This window comes from Pseudonocardia sp. ICBG601 (genome assembly GCF_020496245.1).
In genome coordinates this window covers 129,042-152,956 of record NZ_JAHLJA010000152.1, presented here as the reverse complement: position 1 = coordinate 152,956, position 23,915 = coordinate 129,042, and the positions used below count along the sequence as shown (strand labels likewise).

Here is a 23,915-nt window from a genome sequence, read left to right as displayed (position 1 = left end):
CCTGACCGGCGAGGAGGCTAATCCTGCCGCTCGTCAGAAGCAGCTTGCCAATGCCTTGGAGTGCAAAGGAGTCCACGAAGTGGCTAGGCTCGCGGCGGGCGCGATGGCGACGGGCGACATGAGAGCGCTGGCCTCCGGCACCACGCACAATCGTCATTTCTGTGGCTCGGTCCCTTCCGTGCGCTCGTTGGCAGACGCGCCGTCATCCGATACGTACTCCGTCTGCGAAACTAGGTCGTTGTACCCGCGCTGCGCCTCTTCGGCCTCTGCCCGTCGTCGGTCCCGATACTCGCCTCGATCCTCGGTTATTACCGGAATGGGCCCCTTGCGCAGCGGCGATCTGTGGAAGTCCTTCTGCAGCTCGCGCGCCGCTTTTGCCAAATGATGCATTCCGAGCACATCCGCCTGAAGCATTCCTCGGCCGACATCCATGTCGACAGTCGCCACTTCCTTGTACCAGTTCTTCCTGTTGTCACGGTAGGAAACCGAGCACTCGAAGCTCATTGTCATGTCGTGCTCGTAGCGGTCCGGCATGCTATCGAAGAACATTCTCAGCTCTCGCCCAGGGGCGAACATGGGAATTACGCCATCGAGCAACCGCGCCTTCGCCAACTCGAACCGGGCCGTCTCTCGGGCACGACTTGGTGTTGGCGACAGGCGGATCCGGACTTCGTATGCCGGAGTCGTTCCAATGTTCCTCGCCACTAGGTCCATTAGGTTGATCGACGCCGGACTTGATTCAAAATCGACGATCACATAGGGGCGGGTCTGGTCTACCCGGATCTCACGATCTAGCTTGAGTTGGGTCCAAGCAACTCTTGCGGCACCGAGTGCAACTAGAAACGCGACGATAGTCGTCAGTGTCGAAATGGCCTGCCACCCGACCTGCGAGACGCCCCAGAATTCTGGCACCGGAATCATGGGTCCTCATCTTAGCAGTGCCGCTCGAAATCGTTGGCCTAGGGTGTGATCCAGATCCCACCTCAACTGTGTAGCCTCGGAGCCCGACCGGCCAGAGGGAAGAACGTGGCTCGAGCGTCATCCGCGCCGAACGGGTCAACGCGGCGTAGCATGCTCCCCAGAAGGCCCATGCTTCTGGGAGGTGTAGCAATGGCTCAGAGTCGCGAGCGACGCCTCAAGGAAGCGGCTTGGTCCTGGTGTGAGGTGCCAGGTTGTAGTCGACTCATGAACTCGCACGCAGACCTCACGTGGATGATCCGAACCGTAGACGGCGTCTCAGGCTCAGTGCGGATCTGCTCCGGCGGTGGCTGCTGGGAGTGGGCGGCAGGCAAGGGCTACGAGCCGTTCCACTGAGCGGCAGTCTTCGCCGGTTCGCCCCATGAAACCGCCAGCAACCAGCGGTAGACGACGCTCAGCGTCGCCGATTGACGGAGGGTTTCGTTCGCCGTTGCAGTAACTCAGTGATAGCTAACGGCAAACTGCGGCTCCTTATCGATGCTGTGGATCTTGGCTCGCGCGGTTACTAGTGCCATGGGCAGACGTGCCCGGTCGTTGGCATTGGGGCCGTCCTCGGTCCGCCGCGGGCAGAGCTGCGCCAGACCGACGGGTACGCAGTTGAACCATTCTTGGGGAAGCGACAGCGCAGGTCGCTCGTTTGTCGGACCTACGGTCGACCGAAACGCATTTGTTCCAACAGGTCCGCGATGTCGTGGAGTCCTCGCCTACGAAGCTCGGGGAGGAGGTACTCAATCGGCGGCCAGTTGTTCCGATAAGGGGTCGAGCACGACCCCGTGTACAGACCTCCCCCGGGGGCGGTGCTGAGGCCGCCGCCGGATGCGGTGGAGAGACCGCCACCGGAAGCGGTGCTGAGACCGCCGCCGGATGCGGTGGAGAGACCGCCACCGGAAGCGGTGCTGAGACCGCCACCGGAAGCGGTGGACAGTCCACCACCGGAAGCGGTACTCAGGCCGCCGCCCGATGCTGTCGAGGCGCCGCCGCCGGATGCGGTTGAAAGGCCGCCACCGGAAGCGGTACTGAGACCTCCGCCGCGCCCTGTATAGCGATCACGTGGCCATGTGTTTCGGGTCATTCTCGAACCCTACGATCGACCCCCGACAGTCTCCGGTGCTCCGAGGGACGAGCGCCGACGGGAGCCTCGCGGGCGGGTGCAGATCCGGTCGGTACGCGTGCGACGCAGCCGGAGCAAATCCGGAGCGGACGGGTGCGTGCGGACTGAGACGCAGCGTGACGGCCTGGCACGAGTGTCCTGGTCAGGCAGCACGCCGCGATACAGGACAGTACGAGCCGGTCGCATCCGGCCGCCTTCACACCGAAGTGCTCGGGCGTCCGATTCGCTCCTCGCTCGCCAAGCTGATCTTTCCTGGCAGTGCACACCGCGAACATGCGCTACAACTGATGTTGTGGAGCATTTGTACTTCGACCTTGGGTCGTTCGCAGGTGGTGCGCTCATTGAGGTGGCCTTGCGAGGATCTGCGGCCAGGGTTGCGCTGATGGACGCGGACGAGTACTAAAGTTACCTCGACGGCCACGAGTACGAGTACTACGGTGGCTTCGTCGAGTTCGGCACCGCTGTCTTGGAGGTGCCGTACGACGCCTACTGGTATCTCGTGGTCGACAGCAACGCCAGCCGGATCAGAGTGTCCTGGCGGCAGACATTCGACTGACTGTGGACGGTTCCTGGTCACACTCTCGTAAGAGGCTTGGAACATGGGGCATGGGCTCTCGCTCCCGAAGGGACGAGCTCCTTTCGTCCAGGACCGGCGATGTGGGGCTCATGTCCCATGGACGCCCGCGGGTGCGTGACGACGGCGCGCGGGATGCGCGCCCGCAGTGGGTACGAAGGATCAGAGCCCGACCGCGTCCGCCCCGTGCCTGGCCTGCGCGGCCGTGAAGCCCTCGAACTCGAGCTGGTCGATGAGACTCCCGCGGGAGAACGAGCTGTAGTCCATGTAGCTCTTCGCCGACTTCGCGGCCTGCTCGTTCCAGTCGACGGTCACGTGGTCGACGGCGTAGGTGGCGTCCGCGGTGGAGAACTTCTCGAACTCGAGCTGTTCGATCAGACCCTTGCGGGAGAACGCGGTGTAGGCGAGGTAGCTCTCGGCCGAGTCGACCGCGTTCTGCCGGCTCACCGACAGCATCGGTGTCGCCGGCGCCGCCGGGGCTGCGGCGAACGTCTCGGGGGCGGACGCCGTGGTGCTCGGCGCGGTCAGCGTGACCGGGGGCGGTGCGACGACCGCGGTGGGCGGGGTGACGGCGGGCGCGGAGGTCGGGGCCGCCGCGGTCGAGGTCTCCGTCGATCCACTGCCGACACCCGCTGCGGCGGCGGCGACGATCAGCGCGGCCGCTCCGCCGACGATGAAGGGCCACTTCCGCCGTCGCTTCGAGACCGGAGTCGGGGCCGGGGGCTGCTGCGGCGGCTGCTGCGCCCAGGGTGCGGTGGGCGGGGCCCACTGCTGCGGGATCTGGCCCGGCTGCGGGTACCGGACCTGCTGGGGGTGGGCGCCCGCCTGCGGGTACCGACCGGCCGGAATGTTCTGGGAGGGGCCCTGTGGGGTCTGCGAGGTTGTCATGACCCCTACGTCGCACGCTGAGATCGGGTGTTGCAAATGGCGGTACCGGATCCACAGAACTGTGGAGAGCCGGGATCCCCGGCCTATCGCCGGGCGGCGTCACGCAGCGCCCCCGTGACCCACCCCTCGACCTCGGCCGGGGACCTCAGCCGCACCACCGGCAGCGTCGGGCGCTCCCGCGCCAGGATCGGCACCGACTCGCGGTACTTGTGCCGCGTCGAGACCGCCCAGCGGAGGATGTTCTCCCGGTCGACCAGCACCGTCCACAGTGGTGGTTCGACGTTGCCGTTCCACAGCACCTCACGGCCCCGGTTGCGCTGCCGGGTCCGGCGCAGCACCCGGGGGAACGTGACGGTCCAGAACGGCAGGTCGAGCCAGACCAGCAGGTCCGCGCGGGCGGCGAGGACCGGTCGCGCCGTGGAGTACTGCCACTCGGTGACCCAGGTGTCGGACCCGGCCAGCCGTCGGACGTCGTCGAGGAAGGACGGGCGCGGCACCCACCCCGGGCCGTGGAACAGCGCGTCGATCTCGGTGTGCGGAGCGTCGAGGACCGGGGCGAGGCGGGCGGCGAGGGTCGTCTTACCCGATCCCGAGACCCCGGCGATGATGGTGCGGCGCGGCAGAACGGGCAGCGGGTCGTTCCAGCGCAGCACGACGCCACCGTAGGAGAGGCGCGTTCCCCACGAGCCCGCGGGAGGTGACCGTGTGACGCACGACCCGCACCGCGTCGTGGTGCTGCTGCTCCCCGGCGTCGTCGTCCTGGACTTCGGTGCAGTGACGCAGTTCTTCGGCCACCGTCACCGGGACTCCGGCCCCGTGCACTACGACCTCGCGGTCTGCTCCCCGGACGGCCGGCGGGTCCCGTCCGCGGCGGGTGTCGACATCGGTGTCGACGGCGGACCGGAGCTGCTGGCCGACGCCGACACGGTCGTCGTGCCGGGGTACGAGGACATCCTCTCCCCGCTGCCGGAACCGGCGGCGGCCGCGCTGCGGGCGGCGTCGGCGCGCGGCGCCCGCCTCGTGTCGATCTGCACCGGAGCGTTCGCACTCGGGCACAGCGGACTGCTCGACGGCCGCCGCGCGACGACCCACTGGCACGTCACCGGCGAGCTGCGGCGGCTGTTCCCCGCCGCGACCGTCGTCGACAACGAGCTCTACGTCGTCGACGACGCGGTCCTGACCTCCGGCGGGGTGGCGGCCGGGATCGACCTCTGCCTGCGGATCGTGCGCGAGGACTGCGGTGTCGAGGTGGCGAACGCGGTCGCGCGCCGCAGCCTGGTGGCGCCGCACCGGTCGGGGGACCAGGCGCAGTTCGTCGAGCACCCGGTGCCGGAACCCTCCGACGTCGACATCGCCGCCCTGCTGGCCTGGATCGACGACCACCTCGGCGACCCCCTCCGGCTCGCCGACCTGGCCGGCCGCACCGGCTACAGCGTCCGCACCTTCGGGCGGCTGTTCCGCGCCGAGGTGGGCATCCCGCCCTGGCAGTGGGTGACCCGGCAGCGGATCCTCCGCGCCCGCCACCTGCTCGAAGCCTCCGACCTGCCGGTCGAGCAGGTGGCCGCCCGCTGCGGCTTCACCTCGACGGTCGCGTTCCGGCGCCGGTTCCACGACCTCGTCCACGTGTCGCCGTCGCAGTACCGGCGCACCTTCCGCGGCGAGCCGCCGGACCGGTCGCGGGGCTGAGCACGGCGCGAAAGTACCGGTTCCCGGCGCGCCGGCCACTCACGCCGCGGGCCCCGGGCACGCGATCGTGGTCGTGTCCCGTCCGTTCCACCCAGGGAGGCCCCCGTGATCCCCGACGACCAGCACCTCGAGATCGGCTCGCTGGTGTTCGACGGCTTCGACCAGATCGACCTGACCGGGCCGTTCGAGGTCCTGTCCCGGATCCCGAACTCGTCCTACCGGCTCGTCGGCGCCGCCGAGGGCCCGGTCCGCGACATGCGCGGGCTCCGGGTGCTCCCCGACCTGACCATCGCCGAGCCGGCGCGCCTCGACGTCCTGCACGTCCCCGGAGGCCCCGGCCAGGAGGCCTTGATGGAGGACGAGGAAGTCCTGACCTGGCTCCGTGACCAGGCGTCCGGGGCCGGCGCCGTCCTGTCGGTCTGCACCGGGGCGCTCCTGCTCGGCGCGGCCGGCCTGCTGCAGGGGCGCCGGGCGACCACGCACTGGTCGGCCCTGCACCTGCTCCCGTTCTTCGGTGCGGTCCGCGACGACCGCCGGGTCGTCGTCGACGACACGTGGGTGTTCGCCGGCGGGGTCACGGCCGGGATCGACGGCGCGCTCCGGCTCGCGGCCGAGCTGCGCGGGCGGCAGGCGGCCGAGGTCATCCAGCTGGGCATGCAGTACGCCCCGGAGCCCCCGTTCGACGCCGGCACCCCGGACACGGCGCCCCCTGAGGTGCTGGCCCGGGCGCGGGAGGCCCAGGGGGACCTCACCGCGCGCCGCGAGGGGACCGCGCGCCGGGTCGCGGAGCGTCTCGGTGTCCGGCCCGTCCCGGCGGCCGGGGGCCCGTCCGGCACCGGGGGCTGAACCGCGCGCGGTCGCGGAAACCCGCTGGCCGACCGGCCGCGGCACGCACTACCGTTCCCGCAGCCGTGCACCGAACCGAGGAGGTGGGACCCGTGACCGCAGCAGACAGCCGGGTGCTCCCCTCCGGGGACACGGCCGGGCGGTAGGTCGCCCGGGAGCGCCCTCTCCCGAAGGGCACGACCATGCGACTCCTCACCGAACAGCGCCACGACGACCTGGTCGAGACGGCGTTCTCCCTCGACGACGTCCCCGGCGTCCTCTGGACCCCGGTCGTCGCGACCACCCCGTCCCCGCTGGTCCTCCTCGGCCACCCCGGCGACCTGGGCCGGATGCACCCCCGGCTGCTCGCCCGGGCCCGGTCCTGCATCGCGGCCGGGTTCGCCGCGGCGACCCTCGAGCTCCCGGGGACCGGCGACCGGCCCCGCCACCCCGAGGCCGACCGGGCCCGCGCCGACCTGCGACGTGCGGTACGGGCCGGTGAGCCGGTGCCCGACGACGTCGTCGACCGGCTCGTCCTCCCGCTGGTCGAGCAGGCGGCCCCGGAGTGGCGGGCCGCGCTGGACGCGCTGCTCGCCCGGCCGGACCTGTGCGGGCCGGTCGCCTGGTCGGGCGGGATCATCTCGCTCGGCGTCCGGATGGCCGTGGTCGAGCCGCGCATCGCGGCCGCGGTCCTGTTCGCCGGGAGCTACGTGCCCCGCGCGATCGTCGCGGAGGCCAGGACGGTCACCGTCCCGCTGCTGGTGCTGCTGCAGTGGGACGACGAGGGCAACGACCGGCAGCAGGCCCTGGACCTGTTCGACGCCCTCGGCAGCCGCGAGAAGACGTTGCACGCCAACACCGGCGGGCACACCGGCGTCCCCGCCTTCGAGGGCGACGACGCCGCCCGGTTCCTCACCCGGCACCTGGGACCCGGCACCTGAGGTGAGCGGTCAGCCGAAGTCGCTCGGGGACCGGCCGGTCACCCGCCGGAACGCCTCGGCGAACGCGCCGGGCTTGCGGTAGCCGACCGCCCGGGCCGTCGCCCCGACCGACGTGCCGTTCGTGAGCAGGATCAGCGCGGCGCGGATGCGGGCGTGGGTGCGCCACTGCGCGAAGGTCATGCCCGTCTCCGCCTGGAACAGCCGGGTCAGCGTGCGGACGCCGGCGGCGACGTGGTCGGCCCAGGCGGCCAGGTCGCGTCCGTCCGAGGGGTCGGCGACCAGGGCGTCGGTGATGGTCCGCAGTCGCGGGTCGGTGGGGACGGGCAGGGTGAACGTGGTGCTGGGGACGGGTTCGAGCAGGTCGACGAGCAGCTGCTCGGCCTGTCTCCGGGCGGGGGAGCGGGCCGTGCCCAGGTGCACGATCAGCTCCCGGACCAGCGGGGTGACGAGCACGCCCGTCGGCTCGGTCCACGGCGTCGTCCCGGTCAGGACCACCCCGTAGCCGAGCCCGCCGCGGACGACGTCGAGGGTGTGCGGCACCCCGGCCGGCATCCACAACGCGTGGGTGGGCGGCACCAGCCAGTCGCGTTCGGACGTCCGGTGGGTGACCGTCGCCGTTGCCGACCAGCTCAGCAGGTGGAAGTCGTGCACGTGCAGGTCGAAGGTGAAGCCGCGGTCGAACTCCGTCCGCGCGGTCGCCAGCACGGTCTCCGGCACGGGCGCCCCCAGCTGGCCGTTTCGCGGCCATGGTCGGCCACCTGCCGCACGAGCGCCACCCTAGCGTCGATCACATGCAGACACTCACGACGTCCGACGAGGTCGACGCGCTCATCGGCACCCCGCCGCGGCCGGTGCTGCTCAAGTCGACGCCGGTGCTCGACGACGGTTGTCGCGCGATCTTCGCCGCCGCCCCGGTCGTCGCCGTCGGCACCCGGACCGGCACCGTCCTGGCCGGCGGCAGCCCCGGCGTCGTCCGTGCCGAGTCCGACACCGTGCTGTCAGTGCCGCTGGACGAGGCACCCGGGCCCGGCGAGGGCGTGTCGATGCTGTTCCTGCTCCCCGGCCTCGGTGAGACGTTCCGGTGCAACGGGACCGCGGAGGGAACCCGCGACGGCCGGGTGCAGGTCCGGCTGACCGAGGGCTACGTCCACTGCGCGCGCTGCGTCATGCGCTCCGAGCTGTGGACGGCGGTGCCCGACCCGGTCGCCGTCACACCGCCCGCGGGCGGTCCGCTCGCCGCGCCGGGGGTGGCCGGGTTCCTCGCGACCTCGCCGTTCGCGGTGATCAGCTCCCGCGACGGCGACGGCCACGGCGACACCAGCCCGCGGGGGGACCGGCCGGGCCTGCTGCGGGTGCTCGACGGGGACACCGTCGCGTTCGCCGAGCGCCGCGGGAACCGGCGGGCCGACACCCTGCACAACCTGATGCGCTGCCCCGAGGTGTCGGTGCTCGCCGTCGTACCGGGCCGCGGCGACGTCGTCCGGCTCACCGGCACCGCCCGGGTCGACGTGGACCCGGCGCTGCTCGCGACGATGGCGCTGCGCGACAAGGCGCCCGACGCCGCCGTCGTGCTGCGGGTCGGGAGCGCGGAGCTCGTGCGGTGCCCGGCCGTCGACGCGCTCTGGGCGGAACCGGTGGGTCCGGCACCGGACCTGACCGCGATCGGCGCCGCCCACCTGGCCGCCCGGGGCGGACGCGCGACGAGGGCGCTCGCCCGCGGCCTGGCCACCGCCACGAGCGGGCTCACCCGCCGCGCCATGGACGCGAGCTACCGCTCCGCGCTGCGCGACGAGGGCTACGAGTAGAACTGCGGGCCGGCTCAGCCGACCCGGGGGAGCCCCAGGATCCGGCGGCGCAGCGCGTCCCGGTCGCCCTCGGCCGGAGCCGTCCCGTCGACGAAGTCCCGCAGCAGCCCCACGAACCGGTCCGGCTGCTCGGCGTGCGGGAAGTGTCCCGCGCCGTCGAAGACCTCCAGCCGGCTGTCGGGCAGCCGGTCGTGCGCGGCGAGGGTGTGGGCGAGCGGGATGACCCGGTCGCGGTTCCCCCCGACCAGGAGCACGGGCACCTCCTCGAGCAGGTGCAGGCGCTGCGCCCCGTCGAGGCGCTGGCCGGACGGCTCCAGCGCACCCCGCGCGGTCTGGACGAACGCGCCGCGGGTGCCGCGGTCGGCGAAGGCCTCCAGCGCGGTGTGCACGCCGTCGATGTCCGAGCGCGGTGCGGCGCCGACGCGGTGGGCCAGCCGGTGCGCGGCGCGGCGCATCCACGGCGGGGTCAGCGACACCGCCGAGCGGAGCACCAGCTCGGTGCCCGGCAGGCTCGCCGCGCGCAGCGCGAGGGTCAGGTCGTGGCCGAGACCGCCGGAGGACACGAGCACGACCCGCTCGGTGAACTCGGGGAACTGGTGCGCGAACTGCATCGCGATGCCGCCGCCGAACGAGTGCCCCACGATCGTCGCCCGTTCGACGTCGAGCGCGGCCAGCAGGTCCCGCAGCCCGGTCGCGTACCCGCCGAGGGAGTAGTCGCCGCTGCGCGGGGCCTCGCTGGCGCCGTGGCCGAGCAGGTCCGGCGCGATCACGTGCAGCCCGCCGCCCAACGCGTCGAACACCGGGGCCCAGGTGCGTGAGCTCGCGGCGAGACCGTGCACGAGCAGGACCGTCGGGCCCTCGCCGCGGCCGGTCTCGCGGTAGCTCACACGCTGTCCGTGCAGCAGGATCTCGCGCTCCTGGGGGGACTGGTCCACCACTGGGCACCTCCGTACGTCGACGTCTCCATGATCCCCTCCGGACGGGCCCGCGGCGGTGGGGTCCGCCGGTGTCCTGGAGGCGTCGACGAGGGGGGTTGTCAGGGGGTGGCGGCGCCGTCGAACGACACCCCGGCCCGCTGCTGCGACAGGTCCCACACCCGGCGGGCGGCGTCGGCGTCGCGCAGCGGGCGGTAGAGCTCCTGCTCGGCGGGGGGTCCGCCGACCCGGCCCGGACCCTTCGGCCCGTAGAACACGGCGTGCCCGGCGTCCGGTGCGGTCGCGGCGAGCAGCGCGGGCAGCCCCGCCGAGTCGGCGGTCCCGATCAGCAGGCCGGCCCGGGACATCACGCCGAGCACCCGTCGTCCGAGGGTCTGCCGGTCCCGGCCCAGGTCGGGGCGGGCGCCCAGCAGGTTGGTCGGCGCGACGCCCGGGTGCGACAGGTTCGCGGTGATGCCCCAGCCCGCGGCGCGGCTGCGCCGGTCCAGCTCCAGGCCGAACAGCCCGAACGCGATCTTCGAGTGCCGGTAGGCGGCCATGCCGTCGTAGGACCGCTCGGAGTCCGGGTCGTCCCACAGGACCGTGCCGCGGGCCGCGGCGACGCTGATCTGGCAGACCACCCGGGCGCGGCCCGCGCGCAGCAGCGGCAGCAGGTGCGCGACGAGCGCGACGTGACCGAGGTGGTTGGTGCCGAACTGCAGCTCGAACCCGTCGGCGGTGGTGCGCCGCTCCGGCGGGGTCATCACGCCGGCATTGTTGATCAGCAGGTGGACGGGGCGTCCCTCCGCGCGCAGGGTCTCCCCGAGCGCGGCGACCGAGGACAGCGAGGACAGGTCGAGCTCGCGCAGCGAGACGGTGGCACCGGGGTGCCGGTCGCGGATCCGGTCGGCGGCGGCGGCGCCCTTCGCGGCGTTGCGGACGGGCAGCACGACCTCGGCACCGGCGGCGGCGAGCCGGTCGGCGATGCCGAGCCCGACGCCGTCGCTGCCGCCGGTGACGACGGCGCGGCGCCCGGTCAGGTCGGGGAGGGTGAGGTCAGGGGTGCGTGGCATGGGGTCCAGCCTGGCCGGGTCGTGGCGCGGTATCCACGGATCGTCGATCCGTGGTTGCGGGCGCGGCGCACACGGTAGGAACGACGACAGGACACGAGGAGCGTGCGCATGGTCGACCGGACCGGGCTGGCGGAGTTCCTGCGGCACCGTCGCTCGGTGCTGCAGCCCGAGGACGTCGGGCTCCCGCGCGGGCGCCGTCGTCGCACCGAGGGGCTGCGCCGCGAGGAGGTCGCGGGGCTGTGCCACATGTCGGCCGACTACTACGCGCGCCTGGAGCAGGAGCGTGGGCCGCACCCGTCGGAGCAGATGCTGGAGGCGATGGCGCAGGGCCTGCAACTGACCCTCGACGAGCGCGACCACCTGTTCCTGCTCGCCGGGCAGCGTCCACCCGCGCGCGGCGCCGGGAGCGGACACGTCGCACCGGGCCTGCAGCGCATCCTCGACCGCCTCGCCGACACCCCGGCCGAGATCGTCACCGAGCTGGGGGAGACCCTGCGGCAGACGCCGGCGGGCGTCGCGCTGACCGGGGACGCGACCGTCCACACCGGAGCGGCCCGCAGCCTCGGCTACCGCTGGTTCACCGACCCCGCCGCGCGGGCGCTGTACGTCGACGAGGACCACGGCTTCCTGTCCCGCCTCTACGTGTCGGGGCTGCGCGGGACCGTGCGCGGTCCGGGGTCGCGGGCGGCCGCGTTGGCCGAGGACCTGCTGGCGCGCAGCGCGGAGTTCCGCGCGCTGTGGGACCGGCACGAGGTCGGCCTCCGGCCACCGGAGACGAAGCGCCTCGTCCATCCCGGGCTCGGGGTGCTGGAGCTGAACTGCCAGACCCTCGTCGACCCCGACCAGGCGCACCTGCTGTTCGTCTACACCGCCGTCCCCGGCAGCGAGAGCCACGCGAAGCTGCGGTCGCTGTCGGTGGCCGGGGACCCGCGCGACACCGCGCTGCGGCCCTGACCGTTCGCAGCCGCGAACGTCGGCAGACCCCCTCCGGGGCGCCGCGCGGACCCGCCGTACCCCGTCGTCACCTGCGGCAACACCTGTGACGGCAGGAGTCACACGTTAGGTGTGTGATCTTGTCCCCCGATCGACGTGATACCGGCAACGGCGGTTGCAGAGGGTCCTCGCCTCGGTAGCGTTCGGACCGTGTCCACTCCGATCAGCCCGCGCAGCCGTCGTCGCGTCCTGCACCCCGTCGCGAGGACGGCGACGTCGCTGTTCGTCGTCGGCGCGGTCGCCGCGGCCGGGTGCGTGGGCGCGGTGGGGGCCACGTCCACGCCGGTCGCACCCGCCGCCTACACGTCGGTCCCGGCGGCGGGCCTGTCCGTCGCGGCGACGGTGACCATCGACGGGACGCATTACCCGAACCCGCTGCGCATGCTCGACGGCACCGGCGTCACCGACGTCGCCCAGTGGGAGGGGACCCGGCGCGCGGAGCTTCTCGCGGCGTTCCGCGAGAACGTCTACGGCCAGCCGCTGCCCAAGCCGACCAAGCAGACCTTCGACGTGCGGACCAGCGACGACGGCGACGTCACCCTCAAGAAGGTCACGATCGGCATCACCGGGCCGGAGGGCACCGGGAAGTTCACGCTGCGGCTGTTCGTCCCGAAGGGCCAGACCCCGCGCGGCACCTTCCTGATGATCGACCACCGGGGCTCGGTCTCCGACGACCCGGGGCAGTCCTCGGACTACGCACCGGTCTCGACGATCACGAAGGCCGGGTACGCCTTCGCCCAGATCGACGCCAACGACATCGCCCCGGACGACGGCGGCAGCTACCGCAGCAAGATGATCAACCTGTTCTACCCGTCCGGGAGCGACCTGCCCGACGACGCGGGCCGGGCCATCGCCGCCTGGGCCTGGGGCGCGAGCCGGGCGATGGACTACCTGCAGACCGACAAGGACATCGACCCGTCGAAGATCGCGGTCATCGGGCACTCCCGCAGCGGCAAAGCCGCGCTCTGGGCCGGCGCCCAGGACCCGCGCTTCGCCGCGGTCATCTCCAACAACTCGGGGTCGACCGGCGCGAAGCTCGCCCGCCGCGGCGACGGGGGAGTGGGTGCCGAGACGGTGTCGCGGGTCAACAGCTCCTTCCCGTACTGGTTCCCGAAGACCTACCAGGCCTACGGGAACAAGGTCGACGAGCTGCCCGTCGACCAGCACGAGCTGATGGGGCTGGTCGCGCCGCGCAAGCTGGTGATCGCCAGCGCCAGCGACGACTCCAACGCCGACCCGGAGGGCGAGTTCCTCGCCTACGAGGCGGCCAGCAAGATCTACGACCTGTACGGCCTCGGCGACAACGGCCTGGGCACGACGGGCTGGAAGCCCACCACCGACACGGCCTTCTCCGGGCCGGCGATGAGCTACCACCTGCGCTCCGGCGGGCACGGCCTCAAGGCGGCCGACTGGAACATCTACCTGAAGGGCGATCTGTTCACGCAGGCGTCGCCGCGCTGACCGCCCGCGATTGGTACGCCCGTACTCGAATGACCGTTTCAGGCGATCTTCCTGAAATGCACACGTCGAGCGTTTGACGTCCCGCGGAAGCGCGCCGTCGTCGCCGGAGGCGGGGCCGGTCGGGCCGCGATCGCCCGGTCCCGCAGGTGGAGCGCACGCCGGCGGTGTCCGGAACCGGTTTCCGATGCGATTCCGGGCCATTCCCCTGAATTGCCGGACAATGGTTCGCTGCGGCGTCGGAGTCGGCGTCCCGGGCTCGGCGGATCACCGTCGCGATAACGACGGACATTCCGCGACGAGGCGGTCGAACAATGCGCGCGGACGGTGGGTTCTCGCGCCACGGGTGATCCCGCGTCGTGGCGGACGGGTTCCACGACGTGGGACGACGCCTGCCCCGCCGTCCGGCGCCGGTGCACCCCCGTGAGGTGCCGTCGCTGCTCACGGGCTCGTAGTGGCTCGGCTATGTGGCACTCGTCACAGTGCTGACCAGGTAATTGCGATGCGCAATGCAATGTTGCGTAGCGGAAGAATGCACCGGAATGCGTCCGACCTGCGCTGATGTGTTTTCCGTGAGGATCGGGCCGGACGTGACGTCGCGATCCGATCACCGACCGTCGCGCGCAATTCCGTGTTGCTCGACGCAATGGCGGCGGACGCAATGGATTCGTAACCGGAGAACCGGGATGCTGTGGTTACCGTGCGACCCACCACCGAACCGCACCGGCCGCCTGCACACCACGCGGGGAGCGGCCGTCCCGGACAGACAGGACTCTGATGCGATCAACTCGAGTCGCGGCGCTGCTCGCGCTCTCCCTGACCTCCGCGCTGGTGCTCAGCGCCTGTGGCGGCGGGGGAGGCGGCACCACGGGCGACGCCCAGGGCGCCCCCACGATCTCGGTCTACGGCACCGAGCCCGAGAACGCGCTGCTGCCGGGCAACACCCGCGAGGTCGGCGGCAGCAAGATCCTCGACGCGCTGTGGTCCGGGCTGGTCGACTACAACCAGCAGGGCGAGCCGGAGAACAAGGTCGCCGAGTCCATCGAGTCGCCCGACTCGCAGAACTGGACGATCCGCATCAAGGACGGCTGGACCTTCCACGACGGCACGCCGGTCACGGCGAAGAGCTTCGTCGACGCGTGGAACTACGTCGCGCTGAAGACCAACGCGCAGTCCAGCTCGGAGTTCTTCTCCAACGTCGCCGGGTTCGACCAGGTCAACCCGGACGAGGGTGAGCCGACGGCGCAGGCCATGTCCGGCCTGAAGGTCGTCGACGACCGCACCTTCACCGTCGCGCTGACCTCGCCGTCGCCGGTGTTCGTCAACACCCTCGGCGACGTCGCGTTCTACCCGATGCCCGAGTCGTTCTTCGCCGACCCGGCCGCGTTCGAGGCGAACCCGGTCGGCAACGGCCCGTTCCGCTACGAGTCCCGGGTGCCCGACCAGAACGTCACCGTGACCCGCTACGCCGAGTGGGGCGGCGAGCAGCCGGTCGGGGTCGGCGGTGTCGAGTTCCGGTTCTACGCCGACAGCGAGGCCGCCTACCAGGACGTCGTCAGCGGCAACCTGGACTTCCTCGAGACCATCCCCGGCTCGTTCCTGATCGACAACCTGTACCAGCAGGACCTCGCCGACCGGAACGGCAACCAGCCCTACGCCGGCACCAACACGATGACGTTCCCGATCTACGACCAGCGCTACACCGACCCGCAGTTGCGGCAGGCGATCTCGATGGCCGTCGACCGCGAGGCGATCATCAACAACGTCTACAACGGACTCGTGAAGCCGGCCACCGGCTTCATCCCCGAGGGCGTGCCCGGCAAGGTCGACGACCAGTGCGGCGAGCTGTGCACCTTCTCCCCGGAGCGGGCCAAGCAGCAGTTCGATGCCTCCGGCTTCACCGGCCCGATCGAGCTGATCTCCAACGTCGACTCCGCGATCAACCGCGAGTGGATGCAGGCCGCCTGCGTCAGCATCAGCAACACCCTCGGCGTGCCGTGCAACTTCGTGCCGGTCCCGACCTTCTCGGAGTTCCTGGACCAGCGCCGGGCCGAGAGCCTGACCGGCATCTTCCGCTCCGGCTGGGTCGCCTCGACCCCGACCATGGACTACGTCCTGCGTCCGCAGTACACGACGGGTGCGGCGAACAACAACAGCGGCTACACCAACCCGCGCTTCGACGCGCTGGTCAACCAGGGTTCGACCGCCGCCACCGCCGAGGAGGCCTACGCGCTGTGGGCCGAGGCCGAGCGCGTCCTGATCCAGGACATGCCGGCCGTCGCGATCAACGACCAGTCCGCGCAGTTCGGCTGGTCGCCGCGTCTGCAGAACGTCGAGCTGACCTACGGCCGTGAGCTGGACCTGGAGACCGTGACCGTCCAGGAGTGACGCCGCCCCACCACCACACACCGGCGGCCGGGTGACCACCCGGCCGCCGGTGCACGTGCCCGGCGCGAACCGCCGGGCACCCGAACCCGGAGGTGACCCGTGGGGCGCTATGTCCTGCGACGACTCCTGCAACTGGTGCCGGTGTTCCTCGGCACCACGTTCCTCATCTACTTCATGGTCTGGGCGCTTCCCGGCGACCCGCTCGCCGGCAAGTGCGGCGACCAGGCGTGCCCGCCCGCGTTCATCGAACGCATGCGGGAGGAGTACGGGCTCGACCGGTCGATCTTCGTCCAGTACGCCACCTACCTCGGCAACCTGGTGCGGGGCGACTTCGGGGAGAACTTCCGCGGCCAGGAGGTCTCCACGCTGATCGCGAACGCCTACCCGGTCACGATCCAGCTCGCCGTCGTGGCGCTGGTCATCCAGGCGATCATCGGCCTGACCGCGGGCGTGCTCACCGGTCTGCGGCCGGGCGGGTTCCTGGACAACGTCGTGCTCACCGCGACCCTGTTCCTGGTCGCCGTGCCCGTCTTCGTCACCGGCTACGTGCTGCAGTCCGTCCTCGGGCTGCGGCTGGGTCTGATCCCGCCGACCGTCCCGGCGAACCCCGGGTTCCTGGACCTGGTCGTGCCCGGCTACGTGCTCGGCAGCCTGTCGCTGGCCTACGTGGCCCGGCTGACCCGGACGTCGATCGCGGAGAACCTGCGCGCCGACTACGTCCGCACCGCGACCGCGAAGGGCCTGACCCGGCGTCGTGTCGTCGGGGTCCACCTGACCCGCAACTCGGCGATCCCGGTGATCACCTTCCTCGGCGCGGACTTCGGCACGCTCATGGGCGGGGCGATCGTCACCGAGGGCATCTTCAACATCCGCGGGATCGGCGGGCTCATCTTCGGCTCCATCCAACGGCTCGACGGGGTGGTCGTCACCGGCGTCGTCGTCCTGCTGGTGATCGTCTACCTGCTCGCGAACCTCGTCGTGGACGTCACCTACGCGCTGCTCGACCCGAGGATCCGCCTTGACTGACCCCACCACCGCCACCGCAGACAAGCCCGTCGCCGCCGCCGGTCGCGCCGAGGCGACGGCCCGCACCCGCAGCCTCAGCGGCGACGCCTGGCACGACCTGCGCCGTCGCCCGCTGTTCCTCGTCGCGGCGGGCCTCATCACGTTCCTGCTGGTCATGGCCGCGTTCCCGCAGCTGTTCACCTCGGTCGACCCCACCCTCGGCGACCTGTCCCGGGCCCGCGAGGACCCCTCGGCCCAGGCCTGGTTCGGCTACGACCACCTCGGCCGCGACGTCTACGCGCGCACCGTCTACGGCACCCGCGTCTCGATCGTCGTCGGGGTGCTGGCGACGACGGCGGTCGTGCTCGTCGGCGCCGTCATGGGCCTGATCGCCGGGTTCGCCGGCGGCTGGGTCGACTCGCTGCTCGCCCGCGTCGCCGACGTCTTCTTCGGTGTGCCGTTCATCCTCGGCGCGATCGTCGTGCTCTCCACCTTCCGCGCGTCGGTCGGTCAGAGCGTGATCGGCATCAGCGGCCTGGTGATCGGCACGATCGGGCTGCTGTCCTGGCCGATCGTCATGCGGATCATGCGGTCCGCCGCGATCGCCGCCCGCAACCAGGACTACGTCAAGGCCGCCCGCGCGCTCGGCGCGAGCCCGTGGCGGATCATCCGGCGGCACATGCTGCCCAACACCATCGCCCCGGTGATGGTGTACGCGACGATCGCGCTCGGTGCGTTCATCGGGGCCGAGGCCACGCTGTCGTTCCTCGGCGTCGGCCTGCGCGACCCCGTCGTCTCCTGGGGCGTGATGATCAGCGAGGCGCAGAGCTACCTGCGGACCTCGCCGCACCTGCTCCTGTTCCCCGGCGCGTTCCTCGTCGTCACCGTGCTGGCCTTCGTGCTGCTCGGCGACGCCGTGCGCGACGCGTTCGACCCGAAGGGCCGGTCATGACCCCGCTGCTCGAGGTGGAGGACCTGCACGTCGAGTTCCGCACCCGCGACGGCGTCGCCCGGGTGCTGAACGGCGTCGGCTACCAGGTGCACGCGGGGGAGACCCTCGCCGTCCTGGGGGAGTCCGGGTCGGGGAAGTCGGTCACCGCGAACACGGTGATGGGCATCCTGCCGACCCCGCCCGCGACCGTCACCGCGGGCTCGGTCCGCTACCGCGGCGAGGAGCTGCTCACCGCGACCGAGGAACGGCGCCGCGAGCTGCGCGGCGAGAACGTCGCGATGATCTTCCAGGACGCGCTGTCGGCGCTGAACCCGGTGTTCACCGTCGGGTTCCAGATCGGGGAGCAGCTGCGGACGCGGCGGGGGATGAGCAAGCGCGACGCGCGGGCCCGCGCCGTCGAGTTGCTCGACCTCGTCGGGATCCCCGGGGCGGCGCAGCGGGTCACGAACTTCCCGCACGAGTTCTCCGGCGGGATGCGCCAGCGCGTCATGATCGCGATGTCGCTGGCGCTGGACCCGGACGTGCTCATCGCCGACGAGCCCACGACCGCGCTCGACGTCACCGTGCAGGCCCAGATCATGGACCTGCTCGCCGAGATCCAGCGCGAACGGGAGATGGGGCTGGTCCTCATCACCCACGACCTCGGCGTCGTCGCGGAGGTCGCCGACCGGATCGCGGTGATGTACGCGGGCCGCATCGTCGAGCAGGGCGACGTGCACCAGCTCTTCGCGAACCCGGCCCACCCGTACACCGAGGCGCTGCTCGCGTCGATCCCGCGGCTGGACAGCAAGGGCACCGAGCTGCGGGCGATCACCGGGCTCCCGCCGACGCTCACCGTCATCCCCGACGGCTGCCCGTTCCACCCGCGCTGCCCGCGCGCGGTGGAGCGCTGCCTCGGCACCGACCCGCCGCTGATCCCGCTGCCCGGAGCGCGGGCGTCGGCGTGCCTGTTCGCGGAGGACCTCGTATGAGCGAGCCCGTTCTCGAGGTCGACGACCTCGTCAAGCACTTCCCGGTGAAGGTCGGTGCGGTCGTCAAGCGCACCGTCGGCCACGTGCGCGCCGTCGACGGCGTCTCGTTCTCGCTGAACAAGGGCGAGACGCTGGGCATCGTCGGCGAGTCCGGCTGCGGGAAGTCGACCCTGGCCCAGGTGCTGATGCGGCTGGAGCCGCCGACGTCGGGCTCGGTGCGCTTCCACGGCGAGGACATCTTCGCCCGCCGCGGGGCGGAGCTGCGGGCGCTGCGCCGGCAGATGCAGATCGTGCTGCAGGACCCGTACACGTCGCTGAACCCGCGGATGACGGTCGCCGACATCGTCGGGGAGCCGTTCGAGATCCACCCCGAGGTCGCGCCGAAGGGGGAGCGGCGGGCGAAGGTGCAGGAGCTGCTCGACGTCGTCGGGCTCAACCCCGACTTCGTCAACCGCTACCCGCACCAGTTCTCCGGCGGGCAGCGGCAGCGCATCGGGATCGCCCGCGCGCTCGCGCTGCGCCCGGAGATCATCGTGTGCGACGAGCCGGTGTCCGCGCTCGACGTGTCCATCCAGGCGCAGGTGATGAACCTGCTCGGGAACCTGCAGCGCGAGTTCGGGCTGTCCTACATCTTCATCGCCCACGACCTGTCCGTCGTGCGGCACCTGTCGGACCGGGTCGGCGTGATGTACCTGGGCAAGATGGTGGAGCTCGGGACCGAGCAGGAGATCTACACCCGGGCGTCGCACCCGTACACCCAGGCGCTGCTCTCCGCGGTGCCGGTGCCCGACCCGTCGGTCCGGGAGGGGCGCAAGCGGATCCGGCTCACCGGTGACGTCCCGAGCCCGGTGGACCCGCCGAGCGGCTGCCGGTTCCGGACGCGCTGCTGGAAGGCCACCGACATCTGCGCGACCGAGGAGCCGCCGCTGGTGACGCGGCCGGGTGGGCACCATCCGAGCGCGTGCCACCACGCCAGCGAGGAGTACCTGCTGCCGACCTGAGACCGGACGGCCCGGTGTCCGCCCGGTGCCGCGGACACCGCCCCGGCACCGGGCGCGACCGGGTACGCCGCGATCAGTCCGGTCCGCGGTAGGTGTGCCCGGTCGGAGTGGTGGTGACGACGGCCCCGTCGGGGGCGCGGGCCACGTGCCAGCCGGATTGTTCGCGGACGTGGTTGTGGAACTCGCAGACTCCACGTCCGTTGTCGAGTTCGGTGCGTCCGCCGTCGGCGTCGCGGTGGATGTGGTCGAGGTGGCGGACGGGTGCGTCGCAGTAGGGCTCGGTGCACTGGTTCCCGGCGCGGGCTTTGACGAGGGTGGCGAGGAGTCCGGTGAAGGTGCGTTTGCGGGAGTCGCCGCCGATGACGATGCCCTGGTCGGTGAGCAGTCTGCGCAGGGATTTCGTCCCCTCGGGGGTGGCGAGCAGGTCGGCCGGGACCGGTCCGAAGCCGGGGATCTCGGCGGGGAGCGGGGAGGTCGGGTCGAGCAGGGCCTGGATCGGGACGGTGACCTGGACTTCGAGGTTCACCGCGGTCGCGGTGGCCTGTCCGGTCACCCGCTCCACCAGGGTGTCGGCCAGGACCTGTCCGCGGGTGCGGGTCAGGGGTTCGGGGTCGATCTGGATCTCGACGAACGCTTTCTGCAGCGCGGCCAGGCAGGCGGCGCCCTGTTCGACCGGGACGTAGGCGGTGAGGTAGCTCATCGCATCCGGTGCCGGGCGCAGTGTCACTCGGCGTTCGGCCTTGGCGGCGTGGACGCGGGCGCGGAAGCGGTCGGGGGCGATCTCGGCGACCAGACGCCGGGTCATCGCCCGCAGCCGCCCGATGCCGTACCGGGTCAGATCCCGGACGGTGGCAAGCCGGGCGTCGACCTGCGCGCGCTGGGTCGTGTCGAGGTCGCGGCATTCGACGGCGATCGCGGTGACCTTCGCGGCGCTGAGCTCGCCGGCTCGGTGCAGGCCGCGGATCCGGTCGAGCCCGGAGTGCAGGTCCCGGGCGTTCGCCACCCGGGTGCGGGCCTCGGTGGTGGAGACCCGGCAGGCCAGCTGGATCTGGGCGACCACGCTGCGGTGGAGCTTCCCGGGATCCAGGGTCGGCCGGGCCGTTCTCCACGTGGGAGCGGGCGAAAGCCCGGATCCGGGTGGACTGCAGTGCGGCGAGGGAGGCCTGGAGCGACTCGATCTCCTGGATCTGGTCGATCAACTCCGACTCGGACCGCGCGCAGGTGTCGGCGCTGAGGGCTTGTTCGACGAGGAACCGGAGCAGGGTGAGATCACCGGAGGGGAACCCGTCGCCGGGCACGCCGGTGGCGTGGGCGGGTGGTTCCTGGGTCGCGGTCACACCATCGACGATGCTCGAACGTGTGTTCGATCGCTAGTTTCTGTTCGCTATCGCGAATCCCTGAGCTGGGGTGATGATGCTCCTCGGGCGGCGACCGAGGCGGTCAGGGCCCCGCGCTCCTCAGACCCGCGCGCCGTGCCGGCGGGCGTCGTCGCGGGACAGGGTCCGCCCCGCCCCGCACACGGGACACCGCATCTCGTAGCGGCTGCGCAGCGGCAGCACCGGCACGAAGAACAGCGTGAACCGGGTCCTCCGGTGCACCGCGGGCTGCGGACCCGCGTGACCGCAGGTCCCGCAGCCCAGCGCGACCAGGCCCAGCGGGCGCTCCTTGCGGGACAGCCCGAAGATGACCAGCACGCCCCCAGGCTAGAGGCGTGCCGTCTCACGCAGCGCGGCGAGCGCCCCGGCCTCGACGAGGTCGGCGTTGATCGCGGCCCCCGCGAACGCCCCCGCGGCCGCCGCGGCCCCCACCTGCGCGCTCAGGTCGGTGACGTTGCCCGCGACCCACACACCCTCGACCGTGCTGCGGCCCATCGCGTCGGCGACGAGGTGCTGCCCCATCCCGCTCGGGTGCTCGACCGGGACCAGGCCCAGCTCGGCGAGGAAGTCGGCGCGGGCCTCCATCCGGGTCGCCACCGCGACGATCTCGCGCGCCAGCACGCCGGACGGCGTGACCAGCCCGGTGATCGCGCCGTCCTCCCGCACGACCTCGCTCACCGGCCCGTCGACGACGGCGATGCCGAGCGCGTCGAAGCGCTCCCGCTGCTCCGCGGTCGGCTCCGCCGAGTGCGACACGTAGATCACGTCCGCACTGAGCTGCCGGAACAGCAGCGCGTGGTGCGCGGAGGCGGGGGCGGTCCCGAGCACCGCGATCGGGCGGTCGCGCACCTCGTAGCCGTGGCAGTAGGGGCAGTGGACGACGTCGGCGCCCCACCCCTGCGCGAGTCCCGGCACGTCGGGCAGCACGTCGACCAGCCCGGTCGTGACGAGCAGCCGCCGGGCGTCGAGGGTGGTGCCCTCGGCGAGGGTCACCGTGAAGCCGTCGCCGGTGCGGCGGGCGCCGACGACCTCGCCGTCGACGAGGGCGCCGCCGTAGCGGCGGACCTCCTTGCGGCCGGTCGCGAGCAGCTCGGCCGGGGCGACGCCGTCGCGGGCGAACAGGCCGTGCGCGGCGGCGGCCGGAGCGTTGCGGGGCATGCCGGAGTCGACGACGACCACCGACCGCAGGGAGCGGGCGAGCATCATGGCCCCGTTGAGTCCGGCCGGGCCGCCGCCGATCACGACGACGTCGTGGCGCTGTGCTGTGTCCATGTCCCCAGCCTGGCGAGCGGCCGCGCGCAACAGCAAGTTTCTTTGCCGGACCGGCAACGTGCAGAATGGGTGCATGTCCCTGCACGTGCACCACGCCGGCGACCCCGCCGGGCCACCGGTCCTCGCCGTCCACGGCGTGACCGGCCACGGTCTGCGTTGGCGGCCGCTGTTCGCGGCGCTGCCCCGGCTGCGCTGGATCGCCGTCGACGTCCGCGGGCACGGGCGGTCGCCGTGGGCGCCGCCGTGGAACCTGGAACGCCACGTCGCGGACCTGGTGGAGGTGCTCGACGCCGAGGGGGTCGGGCGCGCCGCCGTCGTCGGGCACTCCTTCGGCGGCGCCGTCGCCACGCACCTCGCGCGGACCGCGCCCGACCGCGTCGACCGGCTCGCGCTGCTCGACCCCGCACTCGGGCTCGACCCGCAGGACATGCTCGACGCGGCCGAGGACACCCGCGCCGACGTCACGTTCCCGACCCGCGACGCCGCCCGCGCGGCCAAGGCCGAGAGCTGGGCCGACGTCCCCGGCGCGCTCGTCGACGCCGAGGTGGACGAGCACCTCGAACAGCGCGACGGCGCCTGGCGCTGGCGCCTGAGCCAGGCGTCCCTGGTGGCCGCGTGGGCGGAGATGGCGCGCCCGGCGGTCGTCCCACCGGCAGGTCTGCCGACGCTGGTCGTCCCCGCCGGCCGGGCCGACTACGTCTCCGACGACTGGCTCGACGCCTGCCGCGCCGCGCTCGGCGCGGACCTGACCGTCGCCCCCGTCGACGCGGGGCACATGGTCTACCTGGAACGCCCGGCCGAGGTGGCGGCGCTGCTGCGGGAGTTCCTCGGGTGAGCGACCGCGACGACGGGCACCTGCGCGAGCTCGTCCGGCTCCGCCGGGTCCGGGACCGGATCGACCGCGAGTACGCGCGCCCGCTCGACGTCGCCGAGCTCGCCCGCGCCGAGCACGTCTCGGCCGGGCACCTGTCGCGGGCGTTCCGCAGGGCCTACGGCGAGTCGCCCTACAGCTACCTGATGACCCGGCGGATCGAACGCGCCATGGCCCTGCTGCGCCGCGGCGACCTCACCGTCACCGAGGTCTGCTTCGCCGTCGGCTGCTCCTCGCTCGGCACCTTCAGCACCCGCTTCACCGAGCTCGTCGGGATGCCGCCGTCGGCGTACAAGCGCGCCGCCCGGGACGGCACGCAGGGGCTCCCGGCGTGCGTCGCCAAGCAGGTCACCCGACCGGTCAGGAATCGAGAAGCACCGGGACCCGCGACCTCCCTAGCGTGAGCGTCATGACCGAACCCGCCATCACCATCCACGCCGGATTCCTCCCGCACACCGACCCCGAGGCCTCGCTCGCCTTCTACCGCGACGGCCTGGGCTTCGAGGTCCGCCTCGACGTCGGCCAGGGCACCATGCGCTGGCTCACCGTCGGCCCGCCCGGGCAGCCCGACGTCTCGATCGTCCTCGCCCCGCCCGCGGTGGACCCCGGCGTCACCGACGACGAGCGCCGCACCATCACCGAGATGATGGCCAAGGGCACCTACACCGCCGTGCTGCTCGCCAGTAACGACCTGGAGGCCGCGTTCGACAGGCTCCAGGCGAGCGGGGCCGAGGTCGTCCAGGAACCGGTCGACCAGCCGTACGGGGTGCGCGACTGTGCCTTCCGCGACCCCGCGGGCACGATGGTCCGCATCCAGCAGCGGCCCTGAGACG

General features: G+C 72.1%; 23 protein-coding genes and 1 pseudogene. 15 read left to right on the top strand and 9 right to left on the bottom strand.

What is annotated here, in order from left to right; genetic code table 11:
* Positions 1 to 153: 153 nt before the first annotated feature.
* Positions 154 to 921, bottom strand: a complete 768-nt coding sequence (locus tag KPL57_RS51010; protein WP_226357647.1) for a hypothetical protein — start codon at positions 919 to 921, stop codon at positions 154 to 156.
* Between the two features lie 1,583 nt (positions 922 to 2,504).
* Here KPL57_RS51010 and KPL57_RS72985 point away from each other — a divergent pair.
* A pseudogene (locus KPL57_RS72985) lies at positions 2,505 to 2,645 on the top strand (DUF1883 domain-containing protein); the annotation flags it as partial.
* 180 nt (positions 2,646 to 2,825) lie between these two features.
* Here the strand turns inward: KPL57_RS72985 and KPL57_RS51000 are convergent.
* Both KPL57_RS51000 and KPL57_RS50995 read right to left on the bottom strand, forming a co-directional pair.
* The gene (locus tag KPL57_RS51000; protein ID WP_226357646.1) at positions 2,826 to 3,551 is read right to left on the bottom strand and encodes an Ltp family lipoprotein; all 726 of its coding nucleotides are present in this window, start codon (positions 3,549 to 3,551) and stop codon (positions 2,826 to 2,828) included.
* Between the two features lie 83 nt (positions 3,552 to 3,634).
* Positions 3,635 to 4,204 carry an AAA family ATPase gene (locus KPL57_RS50995; RefSeq protein ID WP_226357645.1) on the bottom strand — a complete coding sequence of 190 codons (570 nt, stop codon included), beginning with the start codon at positions 4,202 to 4,204 and terminating at the stop codon, positions 3,635 to 3,637.
* 52 nt (positions 4,205 to 4,256) lie between these two features.
* Here KPL57_RS50995 and KPL57_RS50990 point away from each other — a divergent pair, with 52 nt between their 5' ends.
* The 3 genes from KPL57_RS50990 to KPL57_RS50980 all read left to right on the top strand — a co-directional run bounded on the left by KPL57_RS50990 (position 4,257) and on the right by KPL57_RS50980 (position 7,003).
* Positions 4,257 to 5,237: a GlxA family transcriptional regulator gene (locus KPL57_RS50990; protein WP_226357644.1), complete on the top strand. Its 981-nt coding sequence runs from the start codon at positions 4,257 to 4,259 to the stop codon at positions 5,235 to 5,237.
* Between the two features lie 105 nt (positions 5,238 to 5,342).
* A complete protein-coding gene (locus KPL57_RS50985; RefSeq protein ID WP_226357643.1) occupies positions 5,343 to 6,083 on the top strand; it encodes a DJ-1/PfpI family protein in 741 nt (246 codons plus the stop codon).
* Positions 6,084 to 6,265: 182 nt separating this feature from the next.
* Positions 6,266 to 7,003, top strand: coding sequence for a dienelactone hydrolase family protein (locus KPL57_RS50980; RefSeq protein ID WP_226357642.1), 738 nt, complete (start codon positions 6,266 to 6,268; stop codon positions 7,001 to 7,003).
* A gap of 9 nt (positions 7,004 to 7,012) precedes the next feature.
* Here KPL57_RS50980 and KPL57_RS50975 read toward each other — a convergent pair whose 3' ends face one another.
* Entirely contained in the window at positions 7,013 to 7,720 is a 708-nt protein-coding gene (locus KPL57_RS50975) for an AraC family transcriptional regulator (protein WP_226357641.1), read from the bottom strand.
* Positions 7,721 to 7,794: 74 nt separating this feature from the next.
* On the opposite strand from KPL57_RS50975, the gene KPL57_RS50970 reads away from it, so the two are divergent.
* Positions 7,795 to 8,808: a pyridoxamine 5'-phosphate oxidase family protein gene (locus KPL57_RS50970; protein ID WP_226357640.1), complete on the top strand. Its 1,014-nt coding sequence runs from the start codon at positions 7,795 to 7,797 to the stop codon at positions 8,806 to 8,808.
* 14 nt (positions 8,809 to 8,822) lie between these two features.
* On the opposite strand, the gene KPL57_RS50965 is transcribed toward KPL57_RS50970, so the two are convergent.
* Together KPL57_RS50965 and KPL57_RS50960 are read right to left on the bottom strand one after the other, a co-directional pair.
* Positions 8,823 to 9,743, bottom strand: coding sequence for an alpha/beta fold hydrolase (locus KPL57_RS50965; RefSeq protein ID WP_226357639.1), 921 nt, complete (start codon positions 9,741 to 9,743; stop codon positions 8,823 to 8,825).
* A gap of 101 nt (positions 9,744 to 9,844) precedes the next feature.
* On the bottom strand, positions 9,845 to 10,795 hold the full coding sequence (locus KPL57_RS50960; protein ID WP_226357638.1) for an SDR family oxidoreductase: 951 nt from the start codon (positions 10,793 to 10,795) through the stop codon (positions 9,845 to 9,847).
* A 108-nt stretch (positions 10,796 to 10,903) separates the two neighbouring features.
* Between KPL57_RS50960 and KPL57_RS50955 the strand changes: the two genes are divergently transcribed.
* The 7 genes from KPL57_RS50955 to KPL57_RS50925 all read left to right on the top strand — a co-directional run bounded on the left by KPL57_RS50955 (position 10,904) and on the right by KPL57_RS50925 (position 19,563).
* Positions 10,904 to 11,749 (top strand): helix-turn-helix transcriptional regulator, encoded by an 846-nt coding sequence (locus tag KPL57_RS50955; RefSeq protein WP_226357637.1) that lies wholly within the window; start codon positions 10,904 to 10,906, stop codon positions 11,747 to 11,749.
* 189 nt (positions 11,750 to 11,938) lie between these two features.
* Entirely contained in the window at positions 11,939 to 13,249 is a 1,311-nt protein-coding gene (locus KPL57_RS50950) for a dienelactone hydrolase family protein (RefSeq protein WP_226357636.1), read from the top strand.
* A gap of 774 nt (positions 13,250 to 14,023) precedes the next feature.
* The gene (locus KPL57_RS50945; protein WP_226357635.1) at positions 14,024 to 15,634 is read left to right on the top strand and encodes an ABC transporter substrate-binding protein; all 1,611 of its coding nucleotides are present in this window, start codon (positions 14,024 to 14,026) and stop codon (positions 15,632 to 15,634) included.
* A 99-nt stretch (positions 15,635 to 15,733) separates the two neighbouring features.
* Positions 15,734 to 16,660, top strand: a complete 927-nt coding sequence (locus KPL57_RS50940) for an ABC transporter permease (protein WP_226357634.1) — start codon at positions 15,734 to 15,736, stop codon at positions 16,658 to 16,660.
* The gene (locus KPL57_RS50935; RefSeq protein ID WP_226357633.1) at positions 16,653 to 17,591 is read left to right on the top strand and encodes an ABC transporter permease; all 939 of its coding nucleotides are present in this window, start codon (positions 16,653 to 16,655) and stop codon (positions 17,589 to 17,591) included. The genes KPL57_RS50940 and KPL57_RS50935 overlap by 8 nt, the downstream gene beginning before the upstream one ends.
* Positions 17,588 to 18,562, top strand: coding sequence for an ABC transporter ATP-binding protein (locus KPL57_RS50930; protein WP_226357632.1), 975 nt, complete (start codon positions 17,588 to 17,590; stop codon positions 18,560 to 18,562). Before KPL57_RS50935 ends, KPL57_RS50930 begins: the two co-directional genes overlap by 4 nt.
* Entirely contained in the window at positions 18,559 to 19,563 is a 1,005-nt protein-coding gene (locus KPL57_RS50925; RefSeq protein WP_226357631.1) for an ABC transporter ATP-binding protein, read from the top strand. The genes KPL57_RS50930 and KPL57_RS50925 overlap by 4 nt, the downstream gene beginning before the upstream one ends.
* A 73-nt stretch (positions 19,564 to 19,636) precedes the next feature.
* Here KPL57_RS50925 and KPL57_RS50920 read toward each other — a convergent pair whose 3' ends face one another.
* From KPL57_RS50920 to KPL57_RS50910, 3 genes are all read right to left on the bottom strand, one after another.
* Positions 19,637 to 20,623 (bottom strand): HNH endonuclease signature motif containing protein, encoded by a 987-nt coding sequence (locus KPL57_RS50920; protein WP_226357630.1) that lies wholly within the window; start codon positions 20,621 to 20,623, stop codon positions 19,637 to 19,639.
* A 397-nt stretch (positions 20,624 to 21,020) separates the two neighbouring features.
* Positions 21,021 to 21,257 (bottom strand): zinc-ribbon domain-containing protein, encoded by a 237-nt coding sequence (locus KPL57_RS50915; protein ID WP_178373496.1) that lies wholly within the window; start codon positions 21,255 to 21,257, stop codon positions 21,021 to 21,023.
* 9 nt (positions 21,258 to 21,266) lie between these two features.
* Entirely contained in the window at positions 21,267 to 22,211 is a 945-nt protein-coding gene (locus tag KPL57_RS50910; RefSeq protein WP_226357629.1) for an NAD(P)/FAD-dependent oxidoreductase, read from the bottom strand.
* A 73-nt stretch (positions 22,212 to 22,284) separates the two neighbouring features.
* Between KPL57_RS50910 and KPL57_RS50905 the strand changes: the two genes are divergently transcribed.
* The 3 genes from KPL57_RS50905 to KPL57_RS50895 are packed head-to-tail and all read left to right on the top strand — an operon-like array spanning position 22,285 to position 23,911.
* Positions 22,285 to 23,046, top strand: coding sequence for an alpha/beta fold hydrolase (locus KPL57_RS50905; protein ID WP_226357628.1), 762 nt, complete (start codon positions 22,285 to 22,287; stop codon positions 23,044 to 23,046).
* The gene (locus KPL57_RS50900) at positions 23,043 to 23,486 is read left to right on the top strand and encodes a helix-turn-helix transcriptional regulator (protein WP_226357627.1); all 444 of its coding nucleotides are present in this window, start codon (positions 23,043 to 23,045) and stop codon (positions 23,484 to 23,486) included. Before KPL57_RS50905 ends, KPL57_RS50900 begins: the two co-directional genes overlap by 4 nt.
* Before the next feature lie 5 nt (positions 23,487 to 23,491).
* Positions 23,492 to 23,911, top strand: coding sequence for a VOC family protein (locus KPL57_RS50895; RefSeq protein ID WP_226357626.1), 420 nt, complete (start codon positions 23,492 to 23,494; stop codon positions 23,909 to 23,911).
* Positions 23,912 to 23,915: the final 4 nt, after the last annotated feature.

What these genes read in the sequence shown, in the direction of transcription:
- KPL57_RS51000 (WP_226357646.1), bottom strand. Translation starts at nt 3,551, where the DNA reads ATGACAACCTCGCAGACCCCACAGGGCCCCTCCCAGAACATTCCGGCC.
- KPL57_RS50970 (WP_226357640.1), top strand. Translation starts at nt 7,795, where the DNA reads ATGCAGACACTCACGACGTCCGACGAGGTCGACGCGCTCATCGGCACC.
- KPL57_RS50980 (WP_226357642.1), top strand. Translation starts at nt 6,266, where the DNA reads ATGCGACTCCTCACCGAACAGCGCCACGACGACCTGGTCGAGACGGCG.
- KPL57_RS50895 (WP_226357626.1), top strand. Translation starts at nt 23,492, where the DNA reads ATGACCGAACCCGCCATCACCATCCACGCCGGATTCCTCCCGCACACC.
- KPL57_RS50925 (WP_226357631.1), top strand. Translation starts at nt 18,559, where the DNA reads ATGAGCGAGCCCGTTCTCGAGGTCGACGACCTCGTCAAGCACTTCCCG.
- KPL57_RS50930 (WP_226357632.1), top strand. Translation starts at nt 17,588, where the DNA reads ATGACCCCGCTGCTCGAGGTGGAGGACCTGCACGTCGAGTTCCGCACC.
- KPL57_RS50905 (WP_226357628.1), top strand. Translation starts at nt 22,285, where the DNA reads ATGTCCCTGCACGTGCACCACGCCGGCGACCCCGCCGGGCCACCGGTC.
- KPL57_RS50960 (WP_226357638.1), bottom strand. Translation starts at nt 10,795, where the DNA reads ATGCCACGCACCCCTGACCTCACCCTCCCCGACCTGACCGGGCGCCGC.
- KPL57_RS50955 (WP_226357637.1), top strand. Translation starts at nt 10,904, where the DNA reads ATGGTCGACCGGACCGGGCTGGCGGAGTTCCTGCGGCACCGTCGCTCG.
- KPL57_RS51010 (WP_226357647.1), bottom strand. Translation starts at nt 921, where the DNA reads ATGATTCCGGTGCCAGAATTCTGGGGCGTCTCGCAGGTCGGGTGGCAG.
- KPL57_RS50910 (WP_226357629.1), bottom strand. Translation starts at nt 22,211, where the DNA reads ATGGACACAGCACAGCGCCACGACGTCGTCGTGATCGGCGGCGGCCCG.
- KPL57_RS50945 (WP_226357635.1), top strand. Translation starts at nt 14,024, where the DNA reads ATGCGATCAACTCGAGTCGCGGCGCTGCTCGCGCTCTCCCTGACCTCC.